The sequence below is a fragment of the Actinomadura darangshiensis genome (assembly GCF_004349235.1).
GTDB classification, from domain to species: Bacteria; Actinomycetota; Actinomycetes; order Streptosporangiales; family Streptosporangiaceae; genus Spirillospora; species Spirillospora darangshiensis.
The window spans coordinates 1-22,802 of record NZ_SMKY01000134.1; the positions used below are offsets into that span (position 1 = coordinate 1).

Here is a 22,802-nt window from a genome sequence, read left to right on the forward strand (position 1 = left end):
CGTCCTGGTAGCCGGTGATCGTCTCGCCTTCGAGGAGGGAGAGCAGCGTCCGGGCGGCGTGCGCGCCGTAGGCGGGGATGTCGCGGGTCAGGGCCGTGAGGGCGGGACGGACGACGCGGGAGAACGGCGAGTCGTCCCAGGCCACGATCGAGAAGTCGGCGGGGACGCTCAGCCGCATCTCCTGGGCGACGGAGAGGCCGGCCACGGCCATGATGTCGTTGTCGTAGACGATCGCGGTGGGCGGCGTGGGCGAGCTGATCACGCGGCGGGTGGCGCGGGCGCCCTCCTCGCCGGTGTAGTCGGTGTGGACGACCGGGTGGCCCGCGATGCCGAACTCCTCGCAGATCGCGGTGAACGCCTCGTCGCGCAGGCGGGTGTGGAGGAGCTTCGGCAGCCCCGCGATGCGGGCGATGCGGCGGTGGCCGAGCGCGTAGAGGTAGGAGACCGTCTCGCGGATCGCCTCGGCGTCGTCGGACCAGACCGCCGTGAGGTCGCCCGCCGCGCTCGGGTCGCCGACGACCACCGCGGGCATGTCGAGGCCCTGGAGCTCGCTGACGCGCGGGTCGTCCACGTGCAGGTCGACGACGATCACGCCGTCGACGCGGCGTTCGCCCCACCAGCGGTGGTAGGTCTCGATCTCCTTCGCGTGGTCGTCCACGACCTGGAGGGTCAGCGCGAACGACAGCGGGGACAGCTCGCTCTCGATGCCGCTGATCAGCTCCATGAAGAACGGCTCGATGGCGAGGGTGCGGGCGGGCCGGGCGACGGCGAGGCCGACGCTGCGCGCCCTGGCCCCGTTGAGCGCCTTCGCCGCGCTGTTGGGACGCCAGCCGATCTCCGTCGCGATCTGCTTGATCAGCGCGCGGGTCTCGGCGGAGACGCCCGGACGGTCGTTCAGCGCGTAGGAGACGGCGACCTTCGATACCCCGGCGCGTTCGGCGATGTCCGCGATGGTCGGCCTTCTCACGACACCCCTGGCTGAACCGGTTACTGGACGCTGAATCGCCAGCTTACTACGTCGGTCACCCGTGAACGAGGCGGCCGCGATCCCTTGACGGGCGCCGTGAAGGCGGCTTAGGGTCGGGCATGACTTATCCGGTTAAGTCAAAGGCGAGGGATTCTCCTGGGTAGCTGGGGACGGCCTGCGCTGCCGAGGTTGGAAAGGCTGTGAATGTTTCACGGAGAGCCTTGCAACTTAATCAGTTAAGTACTTCTCTGGTGGGGCCGGGAGCCCCCGGCAGGACACCCTCCCACCGAAGGTGAGCACCGCATGAGACCCCACCCCCGATCCCTCAGGGCACGCCCTCCGCTCTGGTGGGCCGCGCTGGTCGCGGCATTCCTCCTCGCCGGCGGCGCGTTCGCCCTCCCCAAGCCGGCCTCCGCCGCCCGCACCGCCTCCGCCGCGCCCGCCGGGTTCGCCTACCGCTGCGGCGTCCACTTCTGCCTGGACGGCAAGCCGTTCTACTTCGCCGGCGCGAACACCTACGACCTGTTCACGTTCGGCAGCGGTTCGGGCGACACCGAGACGCAGTACATGGACAAGGCGCGCATCGACGCGCACATGGCCGACCTCCAGGCCGACAACGTCCAGGTCCTCCGGACGTGGATGTTCAGCCACGAAAGCTGGCACGGCTTCGAAACGGCGAAGGGCGTCTACAACGAGCAGGAGTTCGCGCAGTTCGACTACGTCCTGAAGTCGGCCGCCGACCATGGAATCAAAGTCGTCCCGGTCTTCGAGAACTACTGGGAGGCGTACGGCGGAATCGACACCCGCCTCCAGTGGGAGGGGCTGAGCGGCGGGCACCCCGGCCGCGCGGCCTTCTTCGACAAGACCCGCTGCCCCGGCTGCTTCACGTCCTACAAGAACTACGTCAGCCACGCGCTCAACCGCACCAACCATTACACGGGCGTGAAGTACAAGGACGACCCGAACGTCTTCGCCTGGGAACTCATGAACGAGCCCCGGTACCAGGACCAGAGCGCCGACGAGAACGTCAACGGCACCACCCTGCGCAAGTGGGTGGACGAGATGGGCGCCTTCGTCAAGGGCATCGACCCCGACCACATGCTGGGCGCCGGAATCGAAGGCCACGGCACCCGCTACGGATTCGGCGGCGACGAGGGCAATCCGTTCATCTACATTCACCAGTCGCCCTACGTCGACTACACCACGGCTCACCCCTATCCGACAGAGAGCTGGGCCAACCTCGGCCTCGACGCGACAAAGGTGCTCATCCGGAAATGGATCGCCGACTCCCACGACACCGTCGGCAAGCCCTTCTACATGAGCGAGTTCAACGTCCACAACGTCGACCGCACGGTCTGGTGGGACGCGATATTCAAGGACTTCGAGGCGGCCGGCGGCGACGGCACCGGTTTCTGGTGGTACCAGGACCACGAGGTCGACGGGAAGTTCGGCGTCTCCAAGGGCGATCCCGAACTGGCCGTCTTCCGCGCGCACGCCGACCGCCAGGCCGCCAAGAACCAGGAGAGGTGACGCTTGACCAAGCAGAGCACATCGCTGCATCAGGGTTGGACGGTACGGCTGGTCGACGGGCCCGCGCCGGGCGACCTGGCCGGACGGCTGCAGGAGGACATCCCTGCGCGGGTCCCCGGTTGCGTCCACGCGGATCTGCTGGACGCGGGCCTGATCCCCGACCCCTATCTGGACCGGAACGAACGAGACGTCGCATGGGCCGGGCATTCCGGCTGGCGCTACGACCTGGCGCTCCCCGCCGTCCCCGACGGGGCCGAACGCACCGACCTGGTCTTCGAGGGCCTGGACACGGTGGCGACGATCCTTCTCGACGGCCGGGAGTTGGGCGGTACGCGCAACATGCACCGCTCCTACCGGTTCGACGTGACCGGTCCGGCCCGTGCCGGCGCTGCGCTCTCGGTGCGGTTCGCCTCCGCCTACACCGAGGCGGAGGCGGTCCGCGACCTGGTCGGGTCCCGTCCCAACGCCTATCCGGAACCGTTCAACTTCATCCGCAAGATGGCCTCCAGCTTCGGCTGGGACTGGGGGCCGACGCTGGTCACCGCCGGGATCTGGCGTCCGGTCCGGCTGGAGTCGTGGAGCACCGCGCGGCTCGCCGGGGTCCGCCCGCTGGTGACCGTCTCCGCCGGCGGGGACGGCCGGGTCGAGGCCCACCTGACCCTCGAACGGACGGACTCCGGCCAGGACACCGAACTGCATGCCGAGGTGATCGTCGCAGGCGTCCGCGCACCGATCGTCGTCCCGCCGGGCGAAAACGACGCGAAGGCCGTGGTCACCGTCCCGCGGCCAAGGCGGTGGTGGCCGCTCGGCCAGGGCGACCAGCCGCTCTACGACTGCGAGGTCGTTCTGTCGGACGCGACGGGTACCGTCCTCGACACCTGGACCCGGCGCATCGGCTTCCGGAACGTCGAACTGCACAACGCCCCCGACGCGCACGGCACGTCCTTCACCCTGAAGATCAACGACCGTGCCGTCTTCGCCCGCGGCGTCAACTGGATCCCGGACGACGCCCTCCCCGCGCGCATCACCCCCGCGCGCTACCGCCACCGTCTCCAGCAGGCCGCCGACGCGGGCATCAACCTGATCCGGGTTTGGGGCGGAGGGATCTACGAGGACGACGCCTTCTACGACATCTGCGACGAACTGGGCCTGATGGTCTGGCAGGACTTCCTGTTCGCCTGCGCCGCCTACCCCGAGGAGCAGCCGCTGCGCAACGAGATCGACGCGGAGGCACGCGAGAACGTGGTGCGCCTCGCCCCGCACCCGAGCCTCGTCCTGTGGAACGGCAACAACGAGAACCTCTGGGGCTTCCGCGACTGGGACTGGGAGGAGCCCCTGGCGGGCGACAGCTGGGGCGAGGGCTACTACCTCGGCCTGCTGCCCCGCATCGTCGCCGAACTCGACCCGACCCGTCCCTACACCGCGGGCAGCCCGTGGTCCGGCTCCTGGGACCGCCATCCGAACGACCCCGCGCACGGCACCTCGCATTTCTGGGAGGTCTGGAACCGCCGCGACTACACCGACTACCTGAACGAGATCCCGCGCTTCGCGTCCGAGTTCGGCTGGCAGGCCCCGGCCGCCTACGCGACCATCCGCGAAGCCCTGCCGGACGAGGAACTCGCCTCGTCCTCCCCTGGAATGCTCCACCACCAGAAGGCGGAGGACGGCAACGGCAAACTCGACCGCGGCCTTGCCCACCACTTCGCCGCACCGGACGGCTTCGACGCCTGGCACTACCTCACCCAGGTCAACCAGGCCCGGGCCATCGCGACGGGTGTCGCGCACTGGCGATCCCACTGGCCGGTGTGCGCCGGGACGGTCGTCTGGCAGCTCAACGACTGCTGGCCGGTCACGTCGTGGGCCGCGATCGACGGCGCGGGACGTCTGAAACCGCTCTACTTCGAGCTGCGCCGCCTCTACGCCGACCGGCTGCTCACCCTCCGGCGCCGGGACGGCGAACTCGTGGTCGCCGTCGACAACCAGTCCGCCGAGCCGTGGAGTTCCGTGGTCTCGGTGCGGCGCATGACCGGAGGCGGAGCGGTCCTGGCCGAGGCCGAGGTCGCCTTCACGGTCGGGCCGCGCGAGGTCGCCCTGTTCCCGCTCAAGGACCGGGTCGGGCGTTTCGAGAACCGGTCGGGCGAGCTGATCGTGGCCGACGCCGACGGTCTTCGCGACGTGGTCCTCGGCTGCGAGGACCGCGACTTCGCCTTCCCCGTCCCCGAGTTCGGCATCGAGCTGCACGAACGCGGCGACGTGCTGGACGTCGTCATCACGGCCGGCTCCTTCCTGCGCGACCTGCTCCTCCAGGCCGACCGGCTCGGGCCGCGCGCCGCCGCCGACCGGGGGCTGGCCACCCTGCTGCCGGGGGAGTCGGTCACGGTCCCGGTGACCGGTCTCGATGCGAAGACCGTGACGTCCGACCAGGTCAGAGCCGCCCTGTGGTGCGTCAACGCCGTCCAGCCCGGGGCGGTCCCGCCATGAGGGCGCTGCACCCCGCCCGCGGGGCGACGACTGTGCTGCACGGAAGCACGATCGGCATCGGTGAATAACCGGTTCCGTTGCATAGACCGACGATTGCCAACCCGCTCTGGTAAACGATAACTGCACTTCAAAGCTGAGATCTTCGATTCGACCAACCGGTCATCCGATAACGGTTGGATATCATGGGCTGGCCGTCACCTTTACTGGTTCAGTGGCTCATGTCACTGTTCTGGCCAGCTGAAGCGCTCAAGCTTCGGGAGACCCCTGGCGGGTCCTGAGATGGGAGATGGTGGGGATGCGCAGACGAGCGCTCACCGCGACGCTCGCCGCCCTGGCGATGCTGGCCGCGGCCTGCGGCGGCAGCGGCGGGGGCCGGTCCACCGCCGAGCAGACCGGCGACCCGGCGGAGATCAGCGGCGACATCACCGTGCTGACCCAGCGGACCGACCTCAAGGAGGACGGCACGCTGGCCAAGTACGCCGCCGAGTTCAACAAGACCTACCCGAACGTCCAGGTGAAGTTCGAGGCCCTCACCGACTACGAGGGCGAGGTCAAGATCCGCATGAACACCGAGAACTACGGTGACGTCCTGCTCATCCCGGCCGCGGTCGCCAAGAACGACTACCCGAAGTTCTTCGCCTCGCTCGGCTCCGCCGGCGAGCTTTCCAAGAAGTACAAGTTCACCTCCGCCAGCGAGGTGAACGGCCAGGTCTACGGCGTCGTGTCGTTCGCCGCCGCGAACGGGTTCATCTACAACAAGGACGTCTGGACGAAGGCCGGCGTCACCGGCTGGCCGAAGACGCCCGCCGAGTTCCTCGCCGACCTCCAGGCCGTCAAGAGCAAGACCGGCGCGACCCCCCTCTACACGAATTACAAGGACGGCTGGCCCCTGACCGCCTGGACGAACGTCCTCGGCTCGGCCACCTGCGACCCGCAGGCGAAGAACGCGCTGGCGAAGGGCGACCCCTGGGCGGCCGGCAAGGACCTCAACGTCGGCGACTCGCTGCTGTTCAACGCGGTCAAGAGCAAGCTCACCGAGGCCGACCCCACGACCACGAACTGGGAGGAGTCCAAGGGACGGTTCGCCAAGGGCGACATCGCGACCATGTGGCTGGGGTCGTGGGCGATCCCGCAGATGAGGGACGCCGCGGCGAAGGCCGGGGTCAAGCCGGAAGCGGTCGGCTTCATGCCCTTCCCGGCGCAGGTCGACGGCAAGTTCTGCGCGGCGCTCGCACCCGACTACCGGTACGCGGTCAACACGCACTCCGAGCACAAGGCGGCGGCCCGCGCCTGGGTCGACTGGATGGTCGGCAAGTCCGGGTTCGCGGCCCTCAACGAGGGCGTGTCCCCCGTGACCGGCGACCCGCTCCCGGCCGCGCTCAAGCCCTACCAGGACGCCGGCGTACGGCTGCTCGACCTGGACCAGGCGGGCGTCGCCCAGGTCAACGACATCGACAGAGCCGCCGAGATCGGGCTGGACGCCCCCGACTACCGCAAGAACCTCGTCGACGTGGCGCGGGGCGCGGCCAAGGGCGACCTGAACGCACTTCTCGCCGACCTGTCCAAGAAATGGGACAGCGGCCGGAAGACCGTCGGCTGAGAAGGGCGGGACATGCGCGCCCTCACACCCTGGACGTTCCTCGTCGTGCCGCTGGCGTTCCTGGTGGCGTTCTCCTACGTCCCGATCGTCAACATGGTCGTCTACAGCTTCACCGACTGGGACGGCATCAGCCCCGACTACACCTTCACCGGCCTCGACAACTACACCGAGATATTCACCCGCCGGGAACTGTTCGAGGTCTTCCTGACCAGCCTCTACTACCTGGGTGCGTCGGTCATCCAGATCGTCCTCGCGCTGTACTTCGCGATGGTCCTCAGCTTCAACCTCCGGTTCCGCAACCTGTTCAAGGGCATCATCTTCTTCCCGTACCTGGTCAACGGCGTCGCGATCGGGTTCGTGTTCCTGTACTTCTTCCAGCCCGGCGGGACGTTCGACACGTTCCTCGGAGCCTTCGGGATCGGCGGCGGCCACCTCTGGCTCGGCGACCCCGACCTGGTGAACTACTCCCTCGCCGGGGTGTCGGTGTGGCGTTTCCTCGGGCTGAACTTCGTGCTGTTCCTCGGCGGCATCCAGTCCATTCCGAGCGAGCTGTACGAGGCGGCGGAGATGGACGGCGCGAACCGCCGGCAGATATTCCGGCACATCGTCGCGCCGATGCTCCGCCCGCTCATCGGGCTCAGCACGATCCTCGCCGTCTCCGGCTCGCTGTCGGTGTTCGAGATCCCCTACATCATGACCGGCGGCTCCGGGAACAGCGAGACCTTCGTCATCCAGACCGTCAAGCTCGCCTTCCAGTTCAACAAGACCGGCCTCGCCTCGGCCGCCGCCGTCGTCCTGCTTCTGCTGATCCTGCTGGTCACGTGGGTGCAGCGGCGCCTCGTCCCCGATCGGAGGACGGAGATCTCATGACCGTCTCAGAGCCCCGCGCGCGGCGCCTTCCCCGGCTGTCGGCGACCGGCGTCTACACGTCCCTGATCGTGGCGGCCGTCGTCGTGATCCTGCCGCTGACCGTCGTGCTGTTCACGTCGATGAAGACGCCGGAGGAACTCGCGTCCGGGGAGAGCGTCCTCGCGCCGCCGGACGACTGGTTCAACTTCGGCAACTACGCGACCGCGTTCCAGCGCGGGCACATCGCCCGGGCACTGCTCAACACGACGATCATCCTCGTCGTCTCGGTGACGGGAACGGTGTTCATCGGGTCGATGGCGGCGTACGCGATCGACCGTTTCCGGTTCAGGTTCCGCTCGCTCGTCCTCGGGCTGTTCCTGTTCGCGACGCTGGTCCCGAGCATCACCACGCAGGTCACCACCTTCCAGGTGATCGACCAGCTGGGCCTGTTCAACACCCGGCTCGCGCCCATCGCCCTCTACATGGGCACCGACATCGTCGCGATCTACATTTTCCTGCAGTTCATCCGCGGCATCCCGGCTTCCGTGGACGAGGCCGCCCGCATCGACGGGGCGTCCTACTTCACCATCTACCGGCGCATCATCCTGCCGCTGATGAAACCGGCCATCGCCACCGTCGTCATCGTCAAGGGCATCGCCGTCTACAACGACTTCTACATCCCGTTCCTCTACATGCCCGACTCGCGGCTCGGCACCATGTCGACCGCCCTCTTCCGGTTCAAGGGGCCGTCCGGCGCCCATTGGGAGCAGATCTCCGCCGGCACGATCCTCGTCATCGTCCCGACCCTTGTCGTGTTCCTCGCCCTGCAGCGGTTCATCTACAGCGGGCTGACCAAGGGCACCGGGAAATGAGGCATCCACGACAGTACTGGCCGTCCTCGCACGTCCCTCAGCGGGCGTCGCCGTCCGTCCGGATGAGGCGGTGCCTGTGCGCGATGGCGGCCGCCTGGACGCGTCCGGCCGCGCCGAGTTTGGCCAGGATGCTGGACACGTGGTTGCCCGCGGTTTTGATCGAGATGAACAGCTCCGCGGCGATCTGCCGGTTCGTGCGGCCGTCGGCGATGAGGTCGAGCACGTCGCGCTCGCGCGGCGTCAGGCCGAAGCCTTCCTGCGCGGCGTCCGCCGGTGACCCGCCGGCCGGGGTGAGGGAGACGCGCGAGAGTCTCGCCAGCCGGTCGATCCGGGTCCGCAGCGGGTGGGCGGCCAGCCGGTCCGCGTGTGCGGCGGCGCGGCTCAGGTGCGATCGGGTCAGGGCGCGGTCTCCGGCTTCCGCGGCCGCCTCGGCCGCCCGGAGCAGCGCCCATGCCTGCGGGTAGGGCTGGTGCAGGTCGCCCCACGCGGCCGCGACGCCGTCCCACTGGCCAAGGCTTGCGGTCTCGGCGGTGAAGGCCAGCCGGTGGGCGTGCTGGACCGGGCCGACGACCGGCAGCGCGGCCGCCTTCCCGTCCAGGCCGGTGGCGCCGGCGCGGGCTCCGGCCTCGATCACCGGCCAGAGGTAGCGGGGGCTCGGCTCGATCTCGTCGCCGCTCAGCGCCCGCTCGGCGAGGCGGACGGCGTCCGGTCGCCGGTCCTGGGCGAGCCGCAGGTCGATTTCGAGGCGGACCAGCAGCAGGTGGTCCTGCGCGTAGGAGGTGCCGCCGGTGAAGACCTCGCGGGCGTAGCGGGCGCAGGTCCGCGCCCGGTCGAGGTCGCCGCGCGCCAGCGCGATCGTCCCGCGCAGGACCAGCAGGTAGGCGTGCGGGTTGGGCGGCGGTGACTGGCCGAGGGCATGGTCGATCGTCTCGGTCGCCTCGTCCCAGCGGCCCAGGGCGATCAGCGCCTCGGCGAGGTTCCCCGCGTGCACGGGACCGGACGTCCGGGCGAGTCCCGCCTCAGCCGCGGCGCGCAGCCCGTGGCGGGCCGCCGCTGCCGCCGGCTCGTACCGGCCGGCGCCCTGCAGCACGTCCGCCTCACATCGACAGGCGTGCATGAGCGCGCCGTGGTCGCCGATGCGGCCGGCCATGGTCCGCGCGGCCACCAGGTGGGGCAGCTGCCCGTCGACGTCGCCCGCCCGAGCCTGCGCGTAGGCGAGGTTGATGGCGGCGATGATCTTCGATTCCGGGTCGCCCGCCGCCGCGACGGCCGCCCGCGCGACGGTGCGGCCCTCCTCCTCGCGCGGGACGGCCAGCAGCCGGCCGGCCAGCGTGTTGAGGACGGACGCGCGCAGCTCGTGGCCGTCCGGGATGAGCCGCGCCGCCTCCCGGAGGTCGGCCAGGTCGCCCGGCTGCCCGAGGGCGGCGCGCAACTCCCCGCGGCACGCGAGCAACCGGCCCGCGCGGACCGGGTCGCGGTTCTCGGCGAGGGCGCCGGCGACGAGGTCCATGGACCGTGCGCCCGCACCGGCCGCCATGCCCGCGCGCACCGCCCGCTCGACCACGTCGGCGCGGGACGTCGCGATCCGCTCCGCGGCGTCCGGAACGAGATCCCACAGCTCCAGGACTTGAAGGAGCATCTGCATCTGCTCGGCGTGGGCCAGCGATGCCGACGTCTCGGCCGCGGCCCGCCAGGATGCCGCCAGCGCCTTGCCGGGACGACGTTTCGCGGCGTACCAGTGGTACGCGGACTCGACCGCCGCGCCGCCGCCCGAGTCGAGCACGTCGGCGTAGCGCACGTGCAGCGATGTCCGCTCCCCGGGCAGCAAGTCGTCGTACAGGACCTCCCGGATCAGCGCGTGGTGAAACACATAGCCGTCCTCCTCGACCCGCAGGAGGTTCGACGCCACGACCGGCCGCAGCACATCGGCCAGCGCCGCGTCGCCGAGTCCGGTCACCGCGGACAGCAGCGCGTGACCGACCCGGACCCCGCCGACCGCCGCGGCCCGCACGACCCGCCGGGTTCCGTCGGGCAGGTGCTCCAGCGGCGCGAGGAGCAGATCGCGGATGGACTCGGGCACCGGCGCGCCCGTCCCGGCGGACAGGGCCTCCACGAACAGCGGATTGCCGGCGCTGCGCCGGAAGATCTCCTCGCTGAGCTCCGCGTCCGGCTCGCGGCCGAGGAGGCCCCGGAGCCGTCCGATGACCTCGGCCCTGGACAGCCGGCCGAGCTCGAACCTGCGCACCCAGGCCGACCGGTCCAGTTCGGCGAGGAGCCGGCGCAGCGGATGGGAACGGTCCAGCTGGTCGCTGCGGTGAGTGGTGACCATCAGCAGGCCGGGCATGGCGTGCTGGTTGTGGACGAGGAAACCGAGCAGCTCCCTGCTGGACCGGTCGGCCCAGTGCATGTCCTCGATGACCAGCACGACCGGCCGCCGCTCCGCCACGTCCGCGAGAACCGCGAGGTACTCCTCGAAGAGGCGCGCGCGAGCCAGGCCGTCGTCGTCGCCGGGCGGTCCGAGCACCGGGAGCAACCGGCCCAGCTCGCGCACCTTGCCATGGACGTCCGCCACACCGGCCACGCCGAGTTCTCGCACCAGAGCGCGCAGTACCGCCGTGAACGGTGCGAACGCCAGGCCGTTCGTCCCGAGTTCCACGCATCCCCCGAGGAGGACGAGCGTTCCCCCGGGCAGCCCGCCGGTGAACTCGTCCACCAGCCGGGACTTGCCCACACCCGCTTCACCGCCGATGAGCACCGCGGCGGGCGACCCTTCCCGGGCCTGGGCACAGGCTTCGCCGAGCATGGCGAGTTCCTCGCTTCGGCCCACGAAGGACGGCTTCCTGTACACGCCCCCCAGCGTCCCAGATGGGGATACCGGATCGCGGATATGGGGATGGCGGATGGGGCGCCTGCCCGATCCGCGGGGGCCGTCCGCCGCCCGACACTTCCCGGGTGACTGATCTTGGGACGGAACCGGCGCGGCGCATGGTGCCGGACCGCCGGACGATCGCGCTGCTGGTCGCGTCGTTCGGTTCGCTCACCGGCTTCTACCTGCTGGTCTCGGTCGTCCCGCTGTACGTGTCGGCGGGCGGCGCGGGCGACGCGGGCGCGGGGCTGTCGACCGGCGTGATGATGGCCGCCACCGTGCTGATGGAGCTCGCCGTCCCGGCGGTGCTGAGGCGCTACGGATACCGCACGGGCATCGCCGCGGGACTGCTGCTGCTCGGTGTGCCGTCGATCGCGCTGGCGGTCTCGTCCGCGCTGCCGCTGGTCCTGGCCACCTGCGTGGCGCGGGGCGCCGGCCTCGGAATCGTTGTGGTGGCGGGCCCCGCGCTGATGGCCGACATGGTCCCGGAGCGGCGGCGCGGCGAGGCATTGGGGCTGTACGGCGTCGCCGTCGGAGTCCCCGCCGTCGTGGCCCTGCCACTGGGCGTGTGGCTGAGCACCAACCTGGGTTACGGCACCGTGTTCATCGCCGGGGCGGCGGTGTCGCTGGTCACGCTCGCCCTGGTGCCCGGTTTGCCCAACGCGCGGGGATCGACCGGCCACGAGACGGGAGTGCTGGGCGGACTGCGCGACGGCGGGCTCGCCCGTCCCACGCTGATCTTCGCGGCCACCACGCTGGCGGCCGGGATCGTCCTGACCTTCCTGCCCCTCGCCGTGCCGGCCGGGGCGCGCGGCACGGCCGCTCTGGCGCTGCTGGTCCAGGCCGCGGCCATGCCGATCGCCCGCTGGCTCGCGGGCCGGTACGGCGACCGGCACGGTCCGGGACGCCTGCTCGTCCCCTCGGTGGTCGCGGCCGCCGCAGGCACCGCCGGACTCGCCTGGCTGGACAACCCGTACGCGCTGCTGGTGGGAGCCGCCCTCTTCGGGGCCGGCTTCGGGGCCGCCCAGAACGCCACCCTGACGTTGATGTTCCAGCGGACGCCGAAGCAGGAGTTCGGCCGGGCCAGCGCCCTGTGGAACTTCGCCTGGGACGGCGGCATGGGCATCGGCGCCGTCGGCTTCGGACTGGTGGCCGGCCGCGCGGGCTACACGACCGGGTTCGTGCTCACCGCGGCCGTGCTGGCCACCGCACTCATCCCCGCATTGATCGACCGACGGAGGACCTCATGAGCGACGACATCCGCCAAGCCGTAAAGCATGTGATGCCCGGCGTCCGCGCCGACCTGGAAACCCTGATGCGCATCCCGTCCGTGAGCGCCGACTTCACCGCCGCCGCGGAGCTGCGCCGCTGCGCGGTGGCGACGGCCGAACTCTTCGCCGCCGCGGGCGCGAGCAGGACCGAGATCCTGAACGACATCGACGACGGCTGGCCGGCCGTCGTGGCCCATTTCCCACCGCCCGCCGGCATGCCCACCGTGCTGCTCTACGCCCATTACGACGTCCAGCCCGCCGGTGACCTCGCCCTGTGGACGAACCCGCCGTTCGAACCGACCGAGATCGGCGGACGGCTCTACGGCCGCGGATCCGCGGACGACAAGGCCGGCATCGCCGCGCACCTGGCGGCGGTCCGGGCCTACGACGGCCTGCCGCCGGTCGGGGTCACGGTCCTCGTCGAGGGCGAAGAGGAGATCGGCTCCCCGACCCTCGGCACGTTCCTCGACCGCTACCGCGACAGGCTCACCGCGGACGCCATCGTCCTCGCCGACTCCGAGAACTTCGCCGCCGGCGTCCCGGCGTTCACCACCACGCTGCGCGGCCTCGCCGGCTGCGTCGTGGAGGTGCGGACCCTCGAACAGGGCGTGCACTCCGGCACCTACGGCGGGGCGGCGCCGGACGCGCTGACCGTGCTCTGCCGGCTCCTCGCCACCCTGCACGACGAGAACGGCGACGTGGCGGTGGACGGCCTCGCGACCTCCTGGCGCCCGACGGTCGACTACCCCGAGGAACGGTTCCGGACGGAAGCCGCCATGCTCGACGGCGTCCCCCTCATGGGAACCGGCACCGTCGCGGACCGCATCTGGTCCAAGGCCGCGGCGACGGTGCTGGCGATCGACGCGCCCCCGGTGGCCGGCGCGTCCAACACGCTGACGCCGGCCGCCCGAGCCAAGGTGAGCCTGCGGCTGGCACCAGGTGACGACGCGGCGTCCGCCCAAGCCGCCCTGGCCCGGCACCTGCACGAACACGCGCCCAAGGGCGTCCTGCTCGACGTCACCGCCACCGATTCGGCGGAGCCGCACGCCATTGACCCGCGCGGCCCCGTCTACGACGCCGCGCGCCGGGCCTACCGCACCGCGTACGGCGCAGACGTCGCCGACATCGGAGGAGGCGGCGCGATCCCGTTCGTCGCCGCGTTCGCCGCGGCGTTCCCCGAGGCGGCGATCCTCGTCACCAGCGCGGGAGCCGATCCCGACTGCCGGGCCCACAGCGCCGACGAAAACCTGCACCTGGCCGACTTCGAGAACACCTGCCTGGCAGAAACCCTCCTCCTCAACGAGCTCGCATCGCTGCCGAAGCGGGACGTGACGGCCGGGTCGTCGACGCGGTGAGCCGAGTCGATCACCAAGGCAGGATCAGGAGCGGTCGCCCGGCGGTTCCCAGCCGTGCGTGAGCAGGTCGAAGATCGTCTCGACGGCCGCTCGGCGGTCCTCGCGGCCCTGCGCGAGGGTGGGGATCTCCAGGACGAACCGGGCGAGGGCCGCGCATGCGAGGTCGTCCTGGTCGGCGCGGGCCTCGTCGGCGATGGCGGCGGCGAGGGCGTCGGTGTACCCGGTCCACATGCGTTCGGAGTACGCGCGTAGCGCGGGCGTGGACTCGACCAGGTCGACGAACCCGGCCCGCTGCGGATGCGCCGCGATCGGCAGCCAGGTGTCGAGGACGTGCTGCCGGAGGGCGTCGAGGACGCTCTGCCCGGCGGCTCGCCCCCGCACCGCGGCGACCAGTTCCGACTCCCGCTCCTGGTCCTGGTCGAACACCAGCGCTTCCTTGCCGCTGAAGTGCTTGAACACCGTGGTGGTCGACACGTCGGCGGCGTCGGCGATCTCGCGGATGCTCACCTGGTCGTAGCCGCGCTCCAGGAAGAGCCGCAGCGCGGCGTCGGCGATCGCTTGCCGGGTGGCCGCCTTCTTGCGCTCGCGGCGGCCGACGGGAGGCGTGGTCATGGGGTGAGCGTATCCGATGGTGGCATCGATTGAAAAGTTGACTCGTTGCACTTTTTAACTCAGTGTGCTTTTCTGGGAAACGCGGGCGCTCGCCGTAGCCGAAACCCGGCTCCCGTCTGCGTCCCATGGAAGGAACGAACATGAACTCTCCCGAACCCGCCCATGCTCGGATCAGCATCATCGGTGCCGGACCCGGCGGGCTGACCTGCGCCCGCATCCTCCAGCGGCGCGGCATCGCGGTCACCGTCTACGACCGCGAGCCGGGCCCCGGCTCGCGCGACCAGGGCGGCACACTCGACCTGCACGAAGACAACGGCCAGATCGCCCTGCGCGAAGCCGGCCTGCTCGACGAGTTCTTCGAACTGGCCCGGCCCGAAGGGCAGGAAATGCGTCGGCTGGACCCGTCCGGCACGATCAGGTTCCACAAAGTCCCGGAAGCGGGCGAGCTCTTCAAGCCGGAGATCGACCGCGGCCGGCTGCGCGACCTGCTGCTCGGCTCCCTGCGGCCGGGAACCGTCCAATGGGGCCACGGCCTGGACGCGGTCGGCGGTTCCCCCGGCGGGCCGCGGCAGTTGGTCTTCGCCGATGGCACCACCACCCAGACCGACCTGGTGATCGGCGCCGACGGCGCCTTCTCCCGGGTCCGCCCGGCCGTGTCGCCCGCCGTACCCGAGTACACCGGGGTGAGCTTCCTGGAGGCATGGTTCTCCGACGTCGAGAACCGGCACCCCGCCATCGCCGACCTGGTCGGCCAAGGCGGCGCCCACGCGGCGGACGGCGAACGCGGCATGTTCGCCCAGCGCAACGGCGGAAACCACATCCGCGTCTACATCATCCAGCGGCTTCCAGCCGACTGGATCACCGGAAGCGGCCTCACCGCGGACGACACCGCCGGGATCCGCCGCTGGCTACTCGGCGAGTTCGCCCACTGGTCGCCCCTCATGCACCAGCTGATCAGCGACAACGACGGCCCCTACGTCGACCGCCCGATCCTGGCCCTCCCCGTCCCGCACACCTGGGCGCACGACCCGACGGTGACCCTGCTCGGCGACGCCGCCCACCTCATGCCCCCGCTCGGAGTCGGGGTCAACCTCGCCATGGTGGACGCCGCCGACCTCGCCACCGCTCTCGCGAACGCCGCAACCGTCGACGAGGCTGTCCGCGCCTACGAGACGACCATGCTTCCCCGCTCCACCGAGACGGCCAAGATCCTCGAAGGCGGCGCCGAGCACCTGCTGTCCGCCGAGGTCCACGATTTCGAGGAAGGCGCCGACGCCCAGCCCTGAGCCATGTCGCAGAGGCGTTGGTCAGCGGTGGGTCGCGATGAGGCGGCGCAACGCGGCGTGGGCGGGTGGGCCCCAGGTGGTCTTGCCGCCGGGCCGGCCGTGGACGCCGGCGTCCCCGATGAGGATGCCGGCGAGGGCGCGTCCGGCCGCCCATCCGCGGGCGCGGCGCAGGGTGGCGGCGTCCGGGGCCGGCTCGTAGGCGGCGTGGAAGCGGTCGGCGGTGCCGTCCGGCAGCAGGTTCCAGGCGGCGGCGAGGTCGCCGGCCGGGTCCCCGGCGAAGAGGTCTCCGAAGTCGATCACACCGCTGATGGTGCCGTCGGTGGTGAGGACGTTGGCCGGATGCAGGTCGCCGTGGATCCAGAGTGCCGGGCCGTCCCACTCGGGTGCGGCGGCGGCATCGTCCCAGATCGCGCGGACGGCGTCCGGGTCGGGAACGAGTCCCAGCTCGGTGGCCGAGGCGAGCTGCTTGCTGAAGCCCTCGGTGTGGTCGGCCAGCGGCCCTCCGCGGCCGCGGCCGGTGGGCGCCTGCTCGGGCGCGGGTTGATGGAGCGCGGTCAGGAAGGCGGCCAGGGCGGTCGCCGCGTCGGCAGGGCGCGTGACGGGGGCGCGGTCGGCGGGCGTGCCCGGCACCCAGGTGGTGACGATCCAGGGTCGCGGAAACCGTGTGGACGGCTCGCCGAGGCGCTGCGGAACGGGAACCGGCAGCGGAAGGCGCGGGGCAAGGGCGGGCACCCAGGCGTGCTCCTTGCGCAGCAGCACGTCCGCGGACTGCGTGGCCCAGGGCAGCCGGACGGCGAGGTCGTCGCCGAGCCGCCACAGCTGGTTGTCCCATCCGCGTGCGCCGAGCCGCACCGGGTGATCGGCCAGGTCGGGGTGCTGGTCGCGCAGCAGATCCCGCACCAGCTCCGCGGTGATCTCGATCTCGGCATGCGTCATGCGGACCAACACTAGCCAGCCGGTGCGGTCGCCTCCGTTGGCTCGGGCGCCCAGCCGCGGACGCTGAACGCTTCTCCGCGGCCGATCGCCGCGAGTGCCTGCGCGCAGTAGGGGATCAGGTCGGACGGCGGGGACGCCGGGTCGATCCACAGCGCTTCCGAGGCTTTGTCAGGCTCGGCGGCGCGTGGATCGCCGACCCACCGATCGAAGGTGAACCAGTAGTCGCTGATCGCGTGGCAGGGGCCGGGCAACGTCGGCGCCGTGCGGTGCATGACGTGGCAGAACACGGCATCGTCATGGTGCAGCGTCACGCTGGTCTCTTCTCGCGCCTCGCGGATCGCCGCAGACAGGACGTCCTCGCCGGGTTCGATCCGTCCAGCGGGCGGGGCGAGCCAGCCGTCGCGGTATCCGGTGTTGTGGCGGCGCAGCATCAGCACCTTGCCGTCGTCGCGCCGCAGCAGGACGTGCGGCGCGATGAACGATCCGTGCCAACCACTGCTGCCGGCGGGCACGCCTGCGGTCTCGCGGGCGGAGACCCTGTCGAGCCGTCTGGCCAGGTACCGGCTGGCCTGGTCGGGGCCGCCGGCCAGGTCCACCATGGGGACGGCGGCGGACAGGATCACGTCGGCCAACTCGTCCAGGACGTCCGTCACTGTCTTGTGGACACCCTTGCGGGGATTGCCGCCGGTCATCCCGATGTAGGCCTCGGCGACCTCGCCGACCTCCTCGGCAAGCTTCATCACCAGCAGATGCGTCGGCACCTCGGCCAGATAGCCGGTACGGATCCGGGCGGCATCGTCCCAGAACCCGTCACAGGGCTCAGTCTCAAAGTTCACCACGACGCGACCCTAGAGTCCTAGGCGGGAACGGCCTCCCATTTCTCGAACATTTGGTCGAACGATGGGCTCGTGGCCGGCGAGAGGTCGTCGATCAGTCGAGTCGGACGACGCTGGTGAGCAAGCGCAGGAGGATCTCGTCCAACTCCGTTAGGTCCGTCCGAAGCCGTGTGGCGACCTCGTCGCACGCTGGGAAGCTCGTCACGGTCCCGATGACGGCGGCGGCCTCCCGCACGTTGAACGGGGCCAGGAGGCGGCCGGCGTGTGCCAGGCGCTGCACGAACGTGCCGATCTGCTGGTATCGCCAGTGCTCCCGTCCGGCGATGACCTGCTGGGCTTCGGGGTCCACGGCCGAGAGGCTGATCAGTCGCCGGAAGACCTCCGGGTCGGTGTCCCAGAAGCGGCACAGCTCCCTGACCATCGCGGTGAAGGCGGCGACCGGGTCGGCGAGCCCGGCGGCGTCGTCCATGCGGGCGACAAGGCCGGCCTGCTGGGCGAGATCCTCGCCGATGGCGTCGAGCAGGCCGAGCTTGGAGTCGAAGTGCCGGTAGATGGTGACCCGGGTGACGCCGGCGTCGGCGGCGACGTCCTCCAGGCTGAGCCGGTGGTAGCCGGACTCGACGAGATGCCGGCGGGCGGCGGTGAGGATGCTGCTTCGGGTCCGCCGCACACCCGCGGCCCGCAGCCCCGGTCCGGCTTGCTTCGACTCTGACTCGGCCACTCGACGATGATACAGCCGGTATCCCATGATACAGCTTGTAATATTAGTCGGACGGATCTTGCGCGGAGAACGGAGGGAACCATGACCGACCGCCGTGTGGCGCTCCTGACCGGGGCGAACAGGGGACTGGGCAAGGAGACCGCCCGGCATCTCCTGCGGCGCGGGACGACCGTGGTGATGGGCAGCCTGCGCGCCTCGGCGGCGCCGCGCATCGTCAACGTGTCCAGCACCACCGCCTCACTGGGCCTGGCGACCGGCGGCACCGACTTCGGCGGCGACGCCGACCGCTGGATGGCGTACCCGTCATCGAAGACCGCACTGAACACCGACCTCACCGGCCACCGCGGCACCCGCACCCGCGAGGAAGGCGCCCGGATCATCGTGGACCTGGCCACCCTGTCCGACGCCGGTCCCACCGGCGGGTTCGTCAACGACCAAGGACGCGTGCCGTGGTGACCGGACGCGTCGGTCGCGATGGCATCTCCGCCGGCCTCGTGCGGCTGCTGGCGGTCGCCGTCGCGGTCACGGTCGCCAACCTGTACTACGCCCAGCCGCTGCTGGACTCCCTGGCCGCCGACTTCGGCGCCTCCCAGAGTTCGATCGGCTGGGCGGTCACGGCCGCCCAGGCCGGCTACGCACTCGGGCTGGTGTTCCTGGTTCCGCTCCGCGACATCGTCCGTCCGCGCCCGCTGCTCGTGGCGCTGACCGGCGTGAACGCGGCCGCGCTCGGCACCGGCGCCGCCGCCCCCACCCTGGCCGTCTTCGCCGTCGCGGCGGCGGTGGCCGGTCTCGCATCGGTGACGGTCACGATGCTCATGGCGCACGCCGCCACCCTGGCCGGCGACGACCAGCGCGCCGGGGTCATCGGCACCTTGCTGGGCGGGCTGCTGCTGGGAGTCCTCCTCGCCCGCGGGTTCGCCGGCGTACTGGCCGGCCTGCTGGACTGGCGCGCCGTCTACGTGGTGGGAGCCGTGCTGATGACCGCGACCGCGATGATCCTGCACCGGCGGCTCCCGGCGAGTCCGCGTGAGCTGTCCCTCAGCTACCCGGCGCAGCTGCGGGGAGTCCTGCACACCACGCGGGCGCAGCCGGTGCTGCGGTGGCGCGCGGTCAACGGCGGGTGCGCGTTCGGCGCCTTCGGATGCTTCTGGACCACCGTCACCTTCCTGCTCGCCGGCCACTACCAGCTCACCCAACTCCAGATCGGCGCGTTCGCCCTGCTCGGCGCCGCCGGCGCCGCCGGCGCGGTTCTCGCCGGCCGTGCCCTGGGCACCCGGCCGCGACGGCAGCGCTGGCCCGTCACCGCCGCCATCAGCGTGCTGCTCGTCGCGTCCTTCGTCCCGATCCACATCGGCGGCACCAAGCTCGGATGGCTCGTCGCCGGCGTCCTCCTCATGGACGCGGCACTGCAGGCGCTCAACGCCGCCAACCAAGCCGTGATCTACGACCTGCTCCCGCACGCCCGCGCCCGGGTCAGCACCGTCTACGCCACCGCCATGTTCGTCGGCGGCGCGGTCGGATCGGCACTCGGCGCACACGCCTACCAACGCCACGGATGGGCCGGCGTCACCGTTACCGCGGGCGCCTTCGCCCTCGCCGGCCTCGGCGCCCACTGCGCCGGACGACGGCACGAACAGACGCGCCTACCCGACCGACCCCGCGACGACCGGCGAAGCCGCACCAGAGCGTGACCGCATGCCGTCCACGACGCCGCCGCGCCGCAGCCCCGCGGCCGCCAGATGGCTGGACCGGCCGCAGTTCGGCGACGGCCGTCCGCCGCAGTCACTCCCCAATCTGCCCCGGACGCGCGCGAGTGTGGGCGACCGGTGGTAGTTGCCCCGGGTGACTCTAGGGCGACCGGATGCGCGAGGACCTCCCGCCGGCCCCCGTCGGGAAGCGGCGGGGACGCGCCGGGGTCGGCGGCGGGCGGGTAGGCGTCTTCTACCCTGGCGAAGGCCGATTCCTCGACCCGTCAGGGAGCCTCCGATGACCGCAGATCGGCGCTACGACCGGCGGGCACTGATCCGCGCATATCTCGACGAGCTGCGGCACCGGAACGCTGCCGAGCCGAAGGACCCGGAGAGCGACTACGCCAAACTCGCCGAATACGAACGGAATCTGTCGGCGGGACTCCAGCGGCTCTTTGAAATCGACTTGAGCAAGGGCATGACAGCTGCGGGGACGGCGTCCGGTGATCGGTTCCTGCTCAACTTTCTGCGCAGCACGGCTCTTTCGCATCTGGCCATCCAGCATCCTTGGTCGGGATACCTGGAGGCCGGCGGCGTGGTCACGGCCATGAAGGACGCCGGGCTCTGGGACGCCGTCCAGGAGTCCACCGACCGCATCATCCAGGTCAACCGCGATTCCGAGCGGGAACACATGGAGATCCTCGACCTCCTCGTCCGGCACCTGCTCGGCGACCGCGCGGACCGCTCGTTCACCTCCGCCGACCTGCGTGCCCTCGGCGTGCCCGACGAGCCGCCCGTCGATCCGGACGACATGTGGTGACCCGTCTCCGCGCCCCGCAGGACGAACGGTTCGCCGCCCTCAACACCCTTCGTGCCGCTGTCCTGCGGGGCTTCGTGGAGAGGTGTATGCGCGGCGGGTCGTCCGGGTCGGGGGGACGGGACGACTCGCCGCTGCTCGGTGGGTCGGTGGCGTGGTTGGTGCCGGGTGGTCAGCGGGTGTCGGCGGCGGACTGAACGGCCGTCCGCAGGGCCACGCGGGTCAGCAGGAGGACGGGCCCGTCCGGGTCCTTGCTGTCCCGCACCGCCACCACCGTTCCAGCGCGGTGAGGAGGTGCCCGGTTCGACGCCGCCGCAAGAAAGCTCCTCAATGCCGCCCCATGTGAACGTGTCGTCGGCCGAGCGGCGCAGGATGAGCACTCGGCCGGGTGATGTAAGGGTGTCGAGGTGTCTGCCAGGACGCTGGTGCCTGGAGGATCAGCGGGACAGGATGGCGCGCGAACGGCCGTCGGCGCGCTGACCTGGGGCGATACCCTTCCGTGCCTGGCCGGAATTGCGTATCATCGGGTTCCGAGCCTTCTGCGGGTCGGCGCCGCTAATGGTTGTTCATGGTTTCTGGATCCCCCCATGAGTGTGGGGAAGTAACTATGAAGAGAATCCATATCGCAGAGGTGATTGCATCCGTCGCGCTCATCGCGTGCGGTGCAGGGGCGTGCGGGTCGGGCGAACCGACCACCCCGCCCCGGACGTCCCAGGCTCCAGTGGAGAGTCCGACGCAGCCGGGCGAGCCGAAGTCGCAGGAGCCGGTTCAGACCTCCGATCCTGAACCCCAAGACGCCGAGACCGACAACCGGCCACTTCCGGAAGAGTGCAGACATCCGGCGGGGGGAAGCGTGCGGGAAAGTTGCATCGAAGAGTTCGGGCCGGACGGCGTGGGCACGGTTTCGCCGGTCCCGTCAGAGCGGGATCGGAACAACAACGGCATCGACGATTCTGTTGAGGGGACGGAATCGCCTCAGGATGAGGGGACGGAGCCGCCTCAGGATGAGGGGACGGAGCCGCCTCAGGATGAGGGGACGGAGCCGCCTCAGGATGAGGGGACCGAATCGCCTCAGGATGAGGGGACCGAATCGCCTCAGGATGAGGGGACCGAATCGCCTCAAGATGAGGGGACGGAGCCGTCTCAGGACGAGGAGCAGGTGCCGCCGAAGGAAGAACAGATCAAGCAGTGCACCGAGCAGACCGGGCTGCCGGAAGCATGCAGGGAAAAGATTGATCCTTGAATGGCCGTGGGGTGCACCGGAGGCAGGCGGGTCAGGCGATAACGGAGCCTCCGTGGGCTGCGTCGCCGAGGTAGCGGAGGATGGTGCCGTGCATGTGGTCACGGCTGATGACGTGCGGGCGGTCGTCCGGACCCGGTGTGGTCGTGACCGCCCTCGTGGCACCGAGGGCACGGGACCTTGATCGGCAGGGCGGTCGCGGCTTCCTCATCCTCATCACCTGGTCGTCCTTGAGTCGTTCGTGCACCGCGTGTGGCAACGAGAAGCCGCCGCGAGCCCTGTGGGCGGCATCGCGCCTGCTCGTCCGGGCCGAGGATCGCCGCAAGGCCCGCGTCGCTCGTGGCCTGCCCGAGAGCCCGATCAAGGTCACCTTCACTGCCGGCGGTGACCTGGACCCCGGCGCCAAGTTCTTCGCCGCCGGTGGTGTCGAGAAGATCGTGTACTGCTCAAGCGGCGCGGTCGACGGCTGCCGTAAGCGCCTCGGCGACGTCGCCACCGTCGTAGACGCCGGTGACCCCGTCGACCTCGACACCATGCTTGCCGACCTTGCCGACCGAGGGGTTCAGCGGTTGATGGTCGAAGGCGGCGGCACCGTCCACACCCAGTTCCTCACCGCCGGACTGGCCGACGAACTCCAGCTCGTGACCGCGCCGTTCTTCGTCGGCGACTCCGCCGCCCCGCGCTTCGTCGGAACGGGACAGTTCCCGCACCACCCCGGCAACCGGATGACACTCGAAGAGGTCCGTCCCATCGGCGACGTCATCCTCGCCCGCTACCTCCTGACGCGCTCCTGACCGCAAGCTTGGGCTTGTCGGCGAGAGCGTCCGCTTGGCCAGGGTTGCCTCTGGGGTAGGTGGGCGGAGACGGGGCGTGTC

General features: G+C 70.7%; 20 protein-coding genes. 13 read left to right on the plus strand and 7 right to left on the minus strand.

All coding sequences use genetic code 11. The features are described from left to right. Positions 1–967: LacI family DNA-binding transcriptional regulator (locus tag E1293_RS25860; protein WP_132200075.1), on the minus strand; the 967-nt coding region annotated here is incomplete at its 3' end. 303 nt (positions 968–1,270) lie between these two features. Between E1293_RS25860 and E1293_RS25865 the strand changes: the two genes are divergently transcribed. The 5 genes from E1293_RS25865 (at position 1,271) to E1293_RS25885 (ending at position 8,299) form a co-directional block, all read left to right on the plus strand. After that, positions 1,271–2,497, plus strand: coding sequence for a glycoside hydrolase 5 family protein (locus E1293_RS25865; protein ID WP_132200076.1), 1,227 nt, complete (start codon positions 1,271–1,273; stop codon positions 2,495–2,497). 3 nt (positions 2,498–2,500) lie between these two features. Further along, positions 2,501–4,978, plus strand: a complete 2,478-nt coding sequence (locus E1293_RS25870; RefSeq protein WP_132200077.1) for a glycoside hydrolase family 2 protein — start codon at positions 2,501–2,503, stop codon at positions 4,976–4,978. A 295-nt stretch (positions 4,979–5,273) separates the two neighbouring features. Next, positions 5,274–6,578, plus strand: coding sequence for an ABC transporter substrate-binding protein (locus E1293_RS25875; RefSeq protein WP_132200078.1), 1,305 nt, complete (start codon positions 5,274–5,276; stop codon positions 6,576–6,578). 12 nt (positions 6,579–6,590) lie between these two features. Beyond that, positions 6,591–7,448 carry a carbohydrate ABC transporter permease gene (locus E1293_RS25880; protein WP_132200079.1) on the plus strand — a complete coding sequence of 286 codons (858 nt, stop codon included), beginning with the start codon at positions 6,591–6,593 and terminating at the stop codon, positions 7,446–7,448. After that, complete coding sequence (locus tag E1293_RS25885; RefSeq protein ID WP_132200080.1) at positions 7,445–8,299, plus strand: carbohydrate ABC transporter permease; 855 nt, start codon at positions 7,445–7,447, stop codon at positions 8,297–8,299. The genes E1293_RS25880 and E1293_RS25885 overlap by 4 nt, the downstream gene beginning before the upstream one ends. Before the next feature lie 37 nt (positions 8,300–8,336). On the opposite strand, the gene E1293_RS50275 is transcribed toward E1293_RS25885, so the two are convergent. Further along, positions 8,337–11,126: an ATP-binding protein gene (locus E1293_RS50275; RefSeq protein ID WP_132200081.1), complete on the minus strand. Its 2,790-nt coding sequence runs from the start codon at positions 11,124–11,126 to the stop codon at positions 8,337–8,339. A 125-nt stretch (positions 11,127–11,251) separates the two neighbouring features. Between E1293_RS50275 and E1293_RS25895 the strand changes: the two genes are divergently transcribed. Further along, positions 11,252–12,415 carry an MFS transporter gene (locus tag E1293_RS25895; RefSeq protein ID WP_132200082.1) on the plus strand — a complete coding sequence of 388 codons (1,164 nt, stop codon included), beginning with the start codon at positions 11,252–11,254 and terminating at the stop codon, positions 12,413–12,415. Continuing rightward, the gene (locus tag E1293_RS25900) at positions 12,412–13,791 is read left to right on the plus strand and encodes a M20/M25/M40 family metallo-hydrolase (protein WP_132200083.1); all 1,380 of its coding nucleotides are present in this window, start codon (positions 12,412–12,414) and stop codon (positions 13,789–13,791) included. The genes E1293_RS25895 and E1293_RS25900 overlap by 4 nt, the downstream gene beginning before the upstream one ends. A gap of 24 nt (positions 13,792–13,815) precedes the next feature. Here the strand turns inward: E1293_RS25900 and E1293_RS25905 are convergent, their stop codons facing one another. Continuing rightward, a complete protein-coding gene (locus tag E1293_RS25905; protein ID WP_132200084.1) occupies positions 13,816–14,403 on the minus strand; it encodes a TetR/AcrR family transcriptional regulator in 588 nt (195 codons plus the stop codon). 140 nt (positions 14,404–14,543) lie between these two features. Between E1293_RS25905 and E1293_RS25910 the strand changes: the two genes are divergently transcribed. Further along, positions 14,544–15,689 (plus strand): FAD-dependent oxidoreductase, encoded by a 1,146-nt coding sequence (locus E1293_RS25910; RefSeq protein WP_132200085.1) that lies wholly within the window; start codon positions 14,544–14,546, stop codon positions 15,687–15,689. 21 nt (positions 15,690–15,710) lie between these two features. Here the strand turns inward: E1293_RS25910 and E1293_RS25915 are convergent, their stop codons facing one another. The 3 genes from E1293_RS25915 to E1293_RS25925 form a co-directional block, all read right to left on the minus strand. After that, positions 15,711–16,625 (minus strand): aminoglycoside phosphotransferase family protein, encoded by a 915-nt coding sequence (locus E1293_RS25915; RefSeq protein WP_132200086.1) that lies wholly within the window; start codon positions 16,623–16,625, stop codon positions 15,711–15,713. Positions 16,626–16,636: 11 nt separating this feature from the next. Continuing rightward, positions 16,637–17,464 carry an NUDIX domain-containing protein gene (locus tag E1293_RS25920; protein ID WP_165978394.1) on the minus strand — a complete coding sequence of 276 codons (828 nt, stop codon included), beginning with the start codon at positions 17,462–17,464 and terminating at the stop codon, positions 16,637–16,639. 91 nt (positions 17,465–17,555) lie between these two features. After that, a complete protein-coding gene (locus tag E1293_RS25925; RefSeq protein ID WP_165978395.1) occupies positions 17,556–18,182 on the minus strand; it encodes a TetR/AcrR family transcriptional regulator in 627 nt (208 codons plus the stop codon). 81 nt (positions 18,183–18,263) lie between these two features. Here E1293_RS25925 and E1293_RS25930 point away from each other — a divergent pair, with 81 nt between their 5' ends. From E1293_RS25930 to E1293_RS25940, 3 genes are all read left to right on the plus strand, one after another. Then, positions 18,264–18,638 (plus strand): Rossmann-fold NAD(P)-binding domain-containing protein, encoded by a 375-nt coding sequence (locus tag E1293_RS25930; protein ID WP_165978396.1) that lies wholly within the window; start codon positions 18,264–18,266, stop codon positions 18,636–18,638. After that, a complete protein-coding gene (locus tag E1293_RS25935; RefSeq protein WP_165978397.1) occupies positions 18,635–19,873 on the plus strand; it encodes an MFS transporter in 1,239 nt (412 codons plus the stop codon). The genes E1293_RS25930 and E1293_RS25935 overlap by 4 nt, the downstream gene beginning before the upstream one ends. Before the next feature lie 295 nt (positions 19,874–20,168). Then, complete coding sequence (locus E1293_RS25940; protein ID WP_132200091.1) at positions 20,169–20,690, plus strand: Ntn hydrolase family protein; 522 nt, start codon at positions 20,169–20,171, stop codon at positions 20,688–20,690. Positions 20,691–20,859: 169 nt separating this feature from the next. On the opposite strand, the gene E1293_RS50280 is transcribed toward E1293_RS25940, so the two are convergent. Next, positions 20,860–21,018, minus strand: a complete 159-nt coding sequence (locus E1293_RS50280; protein WP_279473280.1) for a DUF397 domain-containing protein — start codon at positions 21,016–21,018, stop codon at positions 20,860–20,862. A gap of 276 nt (positions 21,019–21,294) precedes the next feature. Between E1293_RS50280 and E1293_RS25950 the strand changes: the two genes are divergently transcribed. Together E1293_RS25950 and E1293_RS25955 are read left to right on the plus strand one after the other, a co-directional pair. Beyond that, positions 21,295–21,930: a hypothetical protein gene (locus E1293_RS25950; RefSeq protein WP_132200093.1), complete on the plus strand. Its 636-nt coding sequence runs from the start codon at positions 21,295–21,297 to the stop codon at positions 21,928–21,930. 92 nt (positions 21,931–22,022) lie between these two features. Beyond that, positions 22,023–22,721 carry a RibD family protein gene (locus E1293_RS25955; protein ID WP_243716545.1) on the plus strand — a complete coding sequence of 233 codons (699 nt, stop codon included), beginning with the start codon at positions 22,023–22,025 and terminating at the stop codon, positions 22,719–22,721. Positions 22,722–22,802 lie beyond the last annotated feature (81 nt).